Consider the following 9,815-nt stretch of genomic DNA (forward strand, 5'->3'; position numbering starts at 1 on the left):
CCAGGAAGACGACCGTGAGCGTCGCACCCAGCAGGGTGAACGCCCCGCTGACGGCGTGCAGCAGCGGGGGCAGTGCGTTCGTGGCCAGCTCGGTCGTGGACTGGTCGCCCTTGCGCTGGAGGTGCTCCAGGATGTGGTAGCGCGCTTCGAGGCTCTGGACGGCGCGCGAGGTGCGGAACCGCTCGAAGAGGTCGGGGGCCTGGGCGACCAGCTCCTGCACCTGGGTGATGGCGGTGGGAATCACCAGCCAGGCCAACGTCCCCAGGGCGAGCAGCAGCGTGGCGAGCACCAGCCCGATGGCGAGGCTCCGCTCGAGCCGGGCTCGCCGCACCAGGATGTTCACCAGGTGGTTCAGCGCGACCGCGAGCAGGGCGGCGATGCTCGTCAGGAGGAGCACCACCTCCGTTTTCACGAGGACGTACGCCAGCGCCGCCACCGCGAGCACCGCGAAGGACACCGTGAAGGCCGTCTTGAAGGTCACCTGGGAGGGGTGACCCATTGACGAGTTGATGCCCGCCACCGTTGCCCCTCTCGCACGATCTCCTGGTCACCTTTCAGGGTGCTTCGTGCCCCGGTGCGCGACAATCACCCCGGGCCCGCTCGTCAGGGCTCCTGGCGTCCGGGCTGGCCGAAGGCTGGCTCGTTCTCGCCGAACATCAGTCGGCGCACCACGGGCACGGGCGGGTAGCCGTAGGAGACGACCGCGTCGTGGAAGCGCTGGAGGCTGTAGTCCTTGCCCCAGCGCGCCTTCGCCTCCTCCCGCAGCTCGAGGATCATCTTCTTGCCCAGCGCGTACACCAGGTAGGTGGGATCGCTCGTGCCCCGGCGCGCCTCGCGCTCGGCGTTGACGCGCGTCATGTACGCCTCCTCCTCGAAGAAGCGCACCGCCTGCTCGTACGTCATGCCGCGCGTGTGCAGCGACAGGCCCACCATGTAGCGCGCCAGCCGCTGGAGGTAGAGCGCCAGTTGGTTCAGCTTCAGCTTGTCCCCCTCCAGCCCCGTGCCGCCGTAGCCCGCCTCCAGCATCATCTGCTCGGTGTACAGGCCCCAACCCTCGCTGAAGGAGCCACTGCCCATCAGCTGCCGCACCTTCGAGTCCACCTTCTTGTTCGTCCACAGGAACTGCACGTAGTGGCCCGGATAGGCCTCGTGGATGGAGACGATCTGGAGCGCATACCGGTTGTAGAAGCTCATGTGCTGCTCGGTCTGCTCGGCGCTCCACGTCGGGTCCGGCGGGGTGACGTAGTAGTAGGCCTCGGTGGCGCGCGTCTCGTAGGGGCCCGGCGTGCTCATGCTGGCGAAGGAGAGCGCCCGGTTGAAGCTCGGCGTCTCCGCCACCTGCGCCCGTACCTCGCTCGGGATGGTGATGATGTGCTGGTCCACCAGGAACTGGCGGATCGTCTCCAGCGTCGCCCGCGTGGTGGGCACCAGCTCCGCCGGCGTTGGGTGCTCCTTGCCGAGCTCCCGGTACACGTCCATGGGCGCCTTCGAGGGGTCGATCCGGCGCGCCACCTCGCGGAACTCGTCCTGCGTGTGCTTCAGCTCCGAGCGGCCCCACGCCAGCAGGGTGTCGATGTCGTCGGTGACGCCCTCCTCGTAGGCGAGCTTCTGGCGGTAGAAGGTCTCGCCGATGGCGAAGTCCCCGTTGGAGCGTGGCAGCAGATCCTCACGCAGGAAGCGCACGTAGTCCTCCAGGGCCGCGAGCACCCGGGCCTGCTCCTTCTTGAAGGACTCCTGGAGGGACGCGTCCTTCACCGGCGCGAAGGCCTGGGGCAGGGTCTCCGCGAAGAGCGAGCGCGTGCCGGCCGCCTGCTGGAGGGCGATCTCCGTCCACAGCCGGGGCGGGTTCTTCAGCGTCGCCCTGCTCGCGGCGAACACCTCGGGCAGCCGGGACATGCGCGCCACCGCCGAGCGCATCCGCTGCTCCAGCGGAGCGAAGTCCCGGTTGATGAGCTGGTACACCGAGCCGGAGGCGAAGCCCAGGGCGGTGTTCGGGTTGCGCTCCCAGCCGCGCACCTGCTCGAGCTCCAGGATGCGGGCCTTCAGGTTGGACTCGAAGATGTCGTAGTCGGCCCGGTCGAGCGGAGCCAGCGCCGCGCGCTCCACCTGCTGGGGCAGGGCGGTGAGTTCCTTCTTCAGGAAGTCGACCCAGGCGAGCTGCTCCTCGGCGGTGAAGCCGGCGAGCTGGTCATCGTAGGTGTGCAGCCCCCGGGACGTGGCGGCGAGAGGGAAGCGGCGGAACTGCTCCTCGAAGTGAGCCTCGACGAGCCGGCGCAGGGCCTGTCGCGCGGGATTCTGTGCGGAGGCCTCCGTCTGGGCGGCGGGGCGCGAGGTGGCACAGGCGGACAGCAGGACGAGGAGCGCGGCGGCGAGCGCACGCGACGGGGATACGGACAAGCAACACCTCCGGTTATGGTCAGGAGCCTCTCCCACCGCCGTTCCTGCGACAACCGGCGACTTCGAGGAGGACGAGATGCACCGCGGCGTGGCCTTCAGCACCGATGACACGGAGGACTGGGGACTGCCGCTGGCGGGCCCGGGGCTTCTGCTGGACGTGCCGCGCGAGGGTCCCTGGGCGCGGCGGCCCTCCCTGCACCTGGAGGCAGCGCCGGGCTACCGGTTGCGCGTGAGCAGTGGAGGCCAGCCGCTGCTCTGGGTACGCATCGACGGCTACTGGGACCGATGTGGCTTCCTCCGGGGCACTCCGAGCATGCCCTGGGGTCTGCCCTCGCTCTCCGCGGCCGAGGTGCGCGAGGTGACGCACGAGCCCGGCTCGCCTCGCTGGTGGGAGGCCTGGATGTGGCGGCTGGGGCGCTCGCTCGCCCTGCCCGAGCATCCGGTGCTGCACGCGGGGCGCTGGTGCCTGCGGCCCGTGAAGGCCATCCGTGCCGCCGAGTCAGAGCGCTATCCCGTGAGCACGATGGAGTGGCGGTTCGGCCAGTTCCCCTTCTCGCCGCACTCGCCCGAGGGGGTGCTGCGCTTCGAGCCCTTCTGGGTGGAGGACTGGACGGCGTTTGGCCCGCCCTGGGAGGAGGGGACTGTCCTTCAGGGGGCCCTGGTACCGCTGCGCGCCCCATCCCCCGAGGACGATGGCCGGGTGAAGAGCTGGCGCAAGCGCGCGAGGGACGGGACGCTGCCGCCCGCGCTGGTGCGCTACGTGGATCTCCTCGGGAAGTGGCTGGTGCTCGACGGGCACGACCGACTGCACGCGGCCCTGCTCGAAGGTGTCGCGCCGCCCCTGCTGGGGCTCTGGCCGGTCCTCGAGGAGGTGTTGCCCTCGAGTCCCGAGGGACAGGAGGGCGTCATGCGGTCGGCGGCGCACCATCTGCGCGCCGGAGCGACGCCCTCGATGATCGACAGGGTCAACCGCATGCTGCGGCTCAACTTCCAGGGGCACAGGCGGAGCACCGTGACGCGCGCCTGGCCCGTGAAGGGTGGGCTCCCCACCTGGAGGGCCGAGGTGCTCGCCTGGCACCGGTGGAACCCCTTCCCGGTGCAACCCGAGGACTGGGCGTGGTTCGTCGCCGAGCGGCCCTGATCCCGTGTCATTCCAAATCAAAACTCTGGCCCACTACGCCCACCGGGACATCCGTCCGACTCGGGCTGGTGCCGCCGTTGCCGAGCTGCCCGTAGTCGTTGCGGCCCCAGCACCTCACCGTCTTGCGGTCCGCGCTGATGCCACAGGAGTGCGCGTTGCCGGCATTCCTGCCGGCCGTCACCTCGGACCAGGTGCCGCCGCCGCTCACGAGCACGGGCACGCGGCTCAGGTCCGCGGGGTCTGCCACGCCGAGCTCACCGGCGTTGTTCGCCCCCCAGCAGTACGCCTCGCCACCCGTGGCCACCGCGCAGGCATGCGTGAAGCCGGTGTCGAGCTGTGTGAAGGTCAGGGGGCTCGCGATGGCACGGGGCTGGGAGGTGTCGGTCGTCTCTCCGTCACCGAGCCGGCCCACGTCGTTGCGTCCCCAGCAGTAGACGCCGCCCGCGGTGGTGAGGCCACACGCGTAGAACTGCCCCACGCCGACGGAAGAGAAGGACAAGCCTCCGGCGACCGCCACCGGGACGAGACTGATGTCCGTGGTCATGTGACTGATGGGCCCCCCGTTGCCGAGCTCGCCACTCTCGTCCGAGCCCCAGCAATAGGCCTGGTTGGACGTGGTCACGCCGCAGGTCGCCCTGACGCCCGCGCTGATGTTCTTGAAGGTGAGCCCGCCCTCGACGGCGGTCGGAGTGTCGAGGGACTCCACATCGGAGTTCACGCCGAGCTGGCCGAAATCATTGTCTCCCCAGCAGTACGCCTTGCCCGCGGGGGTGAGCGCGCAGGTGTGAGTGTCCCCCGCGCTGATGCGGCTGAAGGTCAGGCCGCCCACCACCTTCTTGGGCGTGAGGCTCGGACCCCGCGAGTCGCCGGTGCCCCCCTGGCCCGTGCTGTTGGAGCCCCAGCAGTACGCCTCGCCGGCGGTCGTCAGGCCGCACACGTGCAGCGTCGAGGTGCTGACCTGCGTGAACGCGAGCCCGCCCATCACGTCCGTGGGGGTGGAGGTGCTTCCCGACTGCGTCCCATTTCCGAGGACACCGAAGCCATTCCAACCCCAGCAGCTCGCCACGCCGCTGCCCACGTCGCAGCTGAAGAGGTCACCGAGCTGGATGGACTTGTAGAGCACGAAGATGTCGAGCCGGGTCTGGGCGGACTTGCCTTCGCTCGTGGCGGTGATGGTCACCTTGCCAGGGCTCTTTCCCGTCACCAGGCCGGAGCTCGCATTTACCTCGGCGATGGCTTTGTCGGAGGTGCTCCATGCCACCACGCGGTCCGTCAGGTCGCCTCCGTTGGCGTCGCGAACGTGCGCGGTGAGCTTCATCGTCAGCGAGCGCTCCAGACTCGTGGCCGGGGCGACGACCGAGATGGAAGCCACGGGGGGTGGGGGAGGTGGCTCCCCGGTCCCGTCTCCGCAGGCGGCGAGGGAGAGCACGAACAGCGCGACGAGCAGCTCGGGCAAGAGGCTCGCGCGAGCGCACGCGCAGAAGCCTGCCGACTGTGTTCCGGACGAGGTCACGGGTTCTCCGGGGCTTGGGGGAAGGCGCGGTACATCCTAGCAGAGGGTGGGGCAGCGCCTCATGCCACGCGGTCCTTCCTGGTAAACTGACCGCTCACACGGAGAAGTGAACTTGAGCATGAAAATGATTCGAACCCTGGGCGGACTGGGACTGCTGGCCACCTGCTTCACCGCGGGGAGCGCCCTCGCCCAGTGGACGACCGGAGCCACCTGCGGTTGGGGGGCGGACGACTGCAACCGGTGCGTGCCCGATGCTGTCACCGCCGTGAACAGCCTGCGCGATCACGGCGACGTGCTCGGCTTCTTCCCCATCGGCGATCCGGTCACGCTGTTCAATCACTGGCAGGGAGTCCAGCGCCTGCCCGGTGGGGGAGGCCGCTACCTCGCCCTCTCGCACTCGGGGACGACCAAGGCCTTCACCGTGGTGGAGATGGGCTCCCGGAACACCGAAGGCACCCGCTTTCGCTCCAACCGCCTCGTCCCCAACGCCTCCTATCCCGCCACCTCCCCGCCCAGCGAGGACCGCGCCATCGCCGACGCATGGTTCTGGGACATGACCTACACCCACTCGGGCGGCATGCAGGCTTCCGGCAACCTCCTCGCCGTGCCGCTGGAGTCGGGTTCCTCGGGGGAGAACGGCCGCGTCGTCTTCTACGACATGGCCTCCCCTTGGAGCCCCGTGCGCCTGCCCGTGAGCCAGCCCGGGCAGACGAAGGAGGCGGGCACCGCCTCGCTGGCGAAGCTCTCGGATGGCCGCTTCCTGCTCATCCTCGGGCGGGCCAATGCCAACAACCTCGAGCTCTATCGCTCCACGGATGTGGACCTGCGCTCGGCGGCGACAGGCTTCGCGCTGGTGGACAACTGGAACGAGGGGGAGCTGCGCTCGAGCATTGGCGACTGGGAGTTCGGCAACTACCAGAACCTCAACCTGGTGACCCAGTGTGACGGCACCCTCTTCCTGGTGGGGACGCACCTGAACTCGTCCAACGGAGAGGACTGGATCGACCTGTTCCGGCTGACCGAGGAGTACGGCCAGACCGTCATCACCAAGGTCGCGAGGAAGCACCTGTACTGCGGCTATCCCTCGCCCGGTTACGACAGTGGCACCAACCGGCAGTGCAACCTCGATGCGGCGGGAGGCGTCTACGTGGACCCGTCGGGCCAGCTCATCGTCTACGGCACCGAGCATGACAACGACGGCCCCAGCAGCTCGGTGAAGATGATGGAGTTCCGCTCCATCTTCCCCAACGCCGGCTGCGACAGCGACATCAACCGGGCCTTCGTCGAGTTCTACGATGACTCCAACTTCAGCGACCGCGGGCTGATGGTCGACTACCCCGACTATGGGAAGGAGCAGTACTCCAACTTCTCCTACATCGAGGGCTTCAACGACAAGACCTCTGCCGTGCGCTACTGCCTGCCCTACGGCTGGCGGGCCCGCATCTACGAGCACTCCAACTTCGGGGGGAGCTACCGGGATCTCTCGGGCCGCGGCTCGTTGAACCTCAACAACGCGAGCTTCGGGGACAAGACGTCCTCGATGCGGTTCCTCTACCTGGGTTACTAGACGACACCGCCTCCCACTTCATTTCCCCGCCACGAGGCGGCAGCCCGCTGGGCGTCGGCGCCCCGAGTACGACAGCGGCCCATACCCTGTCATTTTCGTCTCGCGTTCTCGGCCAAGGAGGATGAAACGGTACAGGGGGAGAGCGCGTGCAGTTCTGACCTCGAAAGGACCCGTGAAGGTTGGCCAACACGGCGTTGCAGCAGGCTGGCTACGCGAAGGAGCAGATCAACAATGCGCTGAAGTCGGGTTGGAACACCTCGGTCGACGCCCTTGGGAGCGCCGCCAATGCGCTCAACCCCACCAAGTGGTGAGCTCGTGGCGTGCGGAGCTGCTCCTCAGGTGAGCAGCCCGCGCGGTGGCGGTCCTGAACCGCGGTCACTCGGTGAGGAGCGCGCTCAGCCACACGTGCTGGGGCCGAGCCCGCCCGATTCAGGTTAGGGTGCGCGAGGTGCCGTCACGCGTGGTCCTTCAAGGGGGTCTCCAGGTGCGCAAGGTGCAGCGGATTGCAGGGAAGAGCGGGTTCCAGCGGTGCGGCTCATGGCGTGCGCTGGCCACGGTGTTGCCACTCCTGCTGCTGGCGGTGGCGGCTCCGGCGAGCGCCCAGATGCTGCGGGACGGCCCCCCGCCGCAACACCGGGTCGTCTACCGGAACTCGCTGGTGCTGCGGACCAATCCACTCGGCCTCCTGGACGATGCACGCATCAGCTACCGCTACCGCCTGTACTTGAGCGAGTCGCCGGCCCTGCGCGACAACTTCATCGGAATCGGTCTGGCTCCAGCGGCGAGCCCGGCATTCGGCCGCGTGGGGCTCCTGGCCGAGTTCCAGCCCCTGTCCGTCCTGGGCTTCTATGCCATCTTCGAGCAGGTCTTCTATTTCGGGGGTCTCAACTTCCTGCAGTCGTTTCCCTCGGCGCGCAGCGAGTTCGGTGACGCGTTGCTGGAGCAGCGTGGCGAGCTGCCTCCCGGGAGTGCGTTGCGCAACTACTCCACCAGCGGCAACCAGCTCACCCTCGGCGCCAACCTGCAGCTCAAGGTGGGGCCCCTCGTGGGACGCAGTCAGCTTCGCGTGGTGAGACCGGATTATGAGCTGCGCGAGGGAGATCGCGTCTTCTACGACATCTTCTACGATGTCCTGGCGCCGGACCGCGGCTGGTTCTACACGAACGACGCGGACCTGCTCTACCAGACGGAGCTGGGTCTCACCTTCGGCCTGCGTTGGACCGTGACGCACGCCTTCTACGGACCGGAGCACTTCGAGCCAGGCGAGCCCCAGGAGAACCTCAACGGCCCGATGCACCGCCTGGGACCCATCCTCGCCTATACGTTCTTCCAGAAAGACGGCGCCATCTTCAACTCGCCCACCGTGCTGCTCATGGCCAACTGGTGGCTGTCGCACCGCTACCGCACCGGGCAGGAGGTCTCCAGGGCCATGCCGATGATCGCCGCTGGCGTGGCCTTCACCGGCGACCTCCTCCCCGTGAAGTGAGAACCCCCGGTGCGGGGACTCGCCTCAGCCGTACCCGCGCTCGAGCAGCCTCCTGGCACCGCGGCGGAAGAACTCGGGCGGCGGTACCTCCCAGCCGAGCGTATCGGCGAGCCGGTCATAGACATTGAACAGGAACGCGACGTGGAAGGCGTCGACGAGCGCCTCGTGGGAGACGCCCAGCGCGAGCACGGGCCGCACGTCCTCGGGGCCGAGCCCGCCCGGTTCCAGGGTGAGCTTTTCCAGAAGGCCGAGCGTCGCGCGCAACTTCTCCGAGATGGGCGCGGTCTTGTAATCCTCGAGCGCCCGTCGCGTGAACTCCTCACCCAGTGCTGCCTCCGCGACCGCGGAGTGGGAACCCGTTCAAAAAGAACATTGATTGAGGCGGGAGACGAACGCGGCGAACAGCTCCCGTTCCCCGACCGACCAGTCGGAGGGACCGCGCATCACCTGCTGCGTGAGCAGGGAGATCCGCTCGCCGAAGAACTCCTGTCGGTAGAGCAGCGTGCGCACGACCCCTGGCGGCGACGCGCGCATCATGAGGCGCATGAGCCCGAGCAGCAGCTTCTCGCGCAGGCGATGTCCGTGGTGCACCTTCTCCAGCCTCATTTCGCCTCCTCCAGCGCTCGCAGCCCGGCGAAGAGCCTCTCCAGCGAGGCCCCCATCGCGGCGCTGATGATCACCTCGAACAGCTCGTCGTCGCTATAGCGCGTCTTCAACCGGACGAGATCCTCATCCGTGACCTTGTACGCGTGCTGATGGATCTTCCGCACCAGCTCCCGCAACTCCTCGGGCAGCTCCTCGCCCCTTGCCGCCGCCGCGCGCAGTGCCGGGGCCGTGTGCCCTGGCCCTTCCAGCACCTGCTTGGTCAGCGCATCTCGCAGCGCCGCGTGACGTTCCTGGCTCATCGTCCTTGAACCCCGAGGCGGATGGCCAGCGAGCGGCAACCGGCGCCCGGCTCGGACTCGGGAGGAGGCGCCCAGGCCCCGAGCGAGTGGTAGAGCCGCCCCTCACGCCGCTCCAGGTAGAGGATCATGTTGAGCGGCCAGCCAGAGCCACAGAAGAGGTGGCGGTCCATGGGAGTGGGCTCCTGGCTGACCCGCAGGCCGCGCTCGTGGGGCGGGCCGATGCGGTGCCAGTCCGGGTGCAGGTGGATGGAGCCGAGCACGTCCAGGCCCTCCGCCTCGGCCTCGCGGGTGATGCGCAGGAGCTCCTGGGGCTCACACCAGAAGCCGCGCCGCCTATTGGCGTAGCACGCGCCGAAGCGGGGAATGATGGTGGAGTCGTACTCCTGGAGCACCTCGCCATCGGACTCGCGGATGTTGCGCGCGAAGCGGACGCGCTCCACATGCATGGCATCCTCGACGAAGCGCCCGAGCAGGATGGCCCAACTGCGAGGCGGCAGCTCCGGAGTACACGACTCGTACTCGCGCACCGAGTCGCCGAGGAAGTCGGCGAGCACGGACAGGTCCAGCACTACGGTATCGGGCATCACCTGGGCACCTCCGACGAGGGGATGCGAAGCCGGCCCGTGGCGCGCTCCTCACGGAGCTGGGAGATGAGGTGGCGCGCCACCCGCTCCTCGAAGGCGGCGGTGGACTCGGGCGTCCAGGTGTAGAACCCCTGCCCACTCTTGAGGCCGAACTCGCCCCGTTCCACCTTCTGCGCCACGACCGGGGGCACCGGGCGGCCGGAGCCGCGCATGATGGCCGCG

General features: G+C 68.5%; 11 protein-coding genes and 1 pseudogene. 4 read left to right on the forward strand and 8 right to left on the reverse strand.

Annotation, left to right across the window (positions count from 1 at the left end; genetic code table 11):
• Both VF794_RS41250 and VF794_RS41255 read right to left on the reverse strand, forming a co-directional pair.
• The coding region (locus VF794_RS41250) for an AI-2E family transporter (protein WP_331119481.1) at positions 1 to 499 on the reverse strand (499 nt) is incomplete at its 3' end.
• A gap of 104 nt (positions 500 to 603) precedes the next feature.
• Complete coding sequence (locus VF794_RS41255) at positions 604 to 2,397, reverse strand: DUF885 domain-containing protein (RefSeq protein WP_331119483.1); 1,794 nt, start codon at positions 2,395 to 2,397, stop codon at positions 604 to 606.
• Between the two features lie 76 nt (positions 2,398 to 2,473).
• Here VF794_RS41255 and VF794_RS41260 point away from each other — a divergent pair, with 76 nt between their 5' ends.
• The gene (locus tag VF794_RS41260) at positions 2,474 to 3,538 is read left to right on the forward strand and encodes a ParB/Srx family N-terminal domain-containing protein (protein WP_331119484.1); all 1,065 of its coding nucleotides are present in this window, start codon (positions 2,474 to 2,476) and stop codon (positions 3,536 to 3,538) included.
• Positions 3,539 to 3,545: 7 nt separating this feature from the next.
• On the opposite strand, the gene VF794_RS41265 is transcribed toward VF794_RS41260, so the two are convergent.
• A complete protein-coding gene (locus VF794_RS41265; RefSeq protein ID WP_331119486.1) occupies positions 3,546 to 5,051 on the reverse strand; it encodes an Ig-like domain-containing protein in 1,506 nt (501 codons plus the stop codon).
• Between the two features lie 118 nt (positions 5,052 to 5,169).
• On the opposite strand from VF794_RS41265, the gene VF794_RS41270 reads away from it, so the two are divergent.
• From VF794_RS41270 to VF794_RS41280, 3 genes are all read left to right on the forward strand, one after another.
• Positions 5,170 to 6,618 carry a hypothetical protein gene (locus tag VF794_RS41270; protein ID WP_331119488.1) on the forward strand — a complete coding sequence of 483 codons (1,449 nt, stop codon included), beginning with the start codon at positions 5,170 to 5,172 and terminating at the stop codon, positions 6,616 to 6,618.
• Positions 6,619 to 6,797: 179 nt separating this feature from the next.
• A complete protein-coding gene (locus tag VF794_RS41275; protein WP_331119490.1) occupies positions 6,798 to 6,929 on the forward strand; it encodes a hypothetical protein in 132 nt (43 codons plus the stop codon).
• Positions 6,930 to 7,078: 149 nt separating this feature from the next.
• Positions 7,079 to 8,104: a hypothetical protein gene (locus tag VF794_RS41280; protein WP_331119492.1), complete on the forward strand. Its 1,026-nt coding sequence runs from the start codon at positions 7,079 to 7,081 to the stop codon at positions 8,102 to 8,104.
• Between the two features lie 24 nt (positions 8,105 to 8,128).
• Here VF794_RS41280 and VF794_RS41285 read toward each other — a convergent pair whose 3' ends face one another.
• From VF794_RS41285 to VF794_RS41305, 5 genes and pseudogenes are all read right to left on the reverse strand, one after another.
• A complete protein-coding gene (locus VF794_RS41285) occupies positions 8,129 to 8,368 on the reverse strand; it encodes a hypothetical protein (protein ID WP_331119493.1) in 240 nt (79 codons plus the stop codon).
• A 96-nt stretch (positions 8,369 to 8,464) separates the two neighbouring features.
• The gene (locus VF794_RS41290; RefSeq protein ID WP_331119495.1) at positions 8,465 to 8,710 is read right to left on the reverse strand and encodes a peroxidase; all 246 of its coding nucleotides are present in this window, start codon (positions 8,708 to 8,710) and stop codon (positions 8,465 to 8,467) included.
• Entirely contained in the window at positions 8,707 to 9,009 is a 303-nt protein-coding gene (locus VF794_RS41295) for a hypothetical protein (protein ID WP_331119496.1), read from the reverse strand. Before VF794_RS41295 ends, VF794_RS41290 begins: the two co-directional genes overlap by 4 nt.
• Positions 9,006 to 9,593, reverse strand: a complete 588-nt coding sequence (locus VF794_RS41300) for a hypothetical protein (protein ID WP_331119497.1) — start codon at positions 9,591 to 9,593, stop codon at positions 9,006 to 9,008. The genes VF794_RS41295 and VF794_RS41300 overlap by 4 nt, the downstream gene beginning before the upstream one ends.
• Positions 9,593 to 9,815 (reverse strand): annotated as a pseudogene (locus VF794_RS41305) (3-hydroxyacyl-CoA dehydrogenase family protein); the annotation flags it as partial. The pseudogene VF794_RS41305 and the gene VF794_RS41300, both read right to left, overlap by 1 nt.

The sequence above is a fragment of the Archangium sp. genome, from assembly GCF_036389735.1.
Classification (GTDB): Bacteria; Myxococcota; Myxococcia; order Myxococcales; family Myxococcaceae; genus Archangium.

Coding starts and splice junctions, on each gene's coding strand:
- VF794_RS41260 (WP_331119484.1), top strand. CDS start 2,474: ATGCACCGCGGCGTGGCCTTCAGCACCGATGACACGGAGGACTGGGGA.
- VF794_RS41270 (WP_331119488.1), top strand. CDS start 5,170: ATGAAAATGATTCGAACCCTGGGCGGACTGGGACTGCTGGCCACCTGC.
- VF794_RS41290 (WP_331119495.1), bottom strand. CDS start 8,710: ATGAGGCTGGAGAAGGTGCACCACGGACATCGCCTGCGCGAGAAGCTG.
- VF794_RS41295 (WP_331119496.1), bottom strand. CDS start 9,009: ATGAGCCAGGAACGTCACGCGGCGCTGCGAGATGCGCTGACCAAGCAG.
- VF794_RS41300 (WP_331119497.1), bottom strand. CDS start 9,593: ATGCCCGATACCGTAGTGCTGGACCTGTCCGTGCTCGCCGACTTCCTC.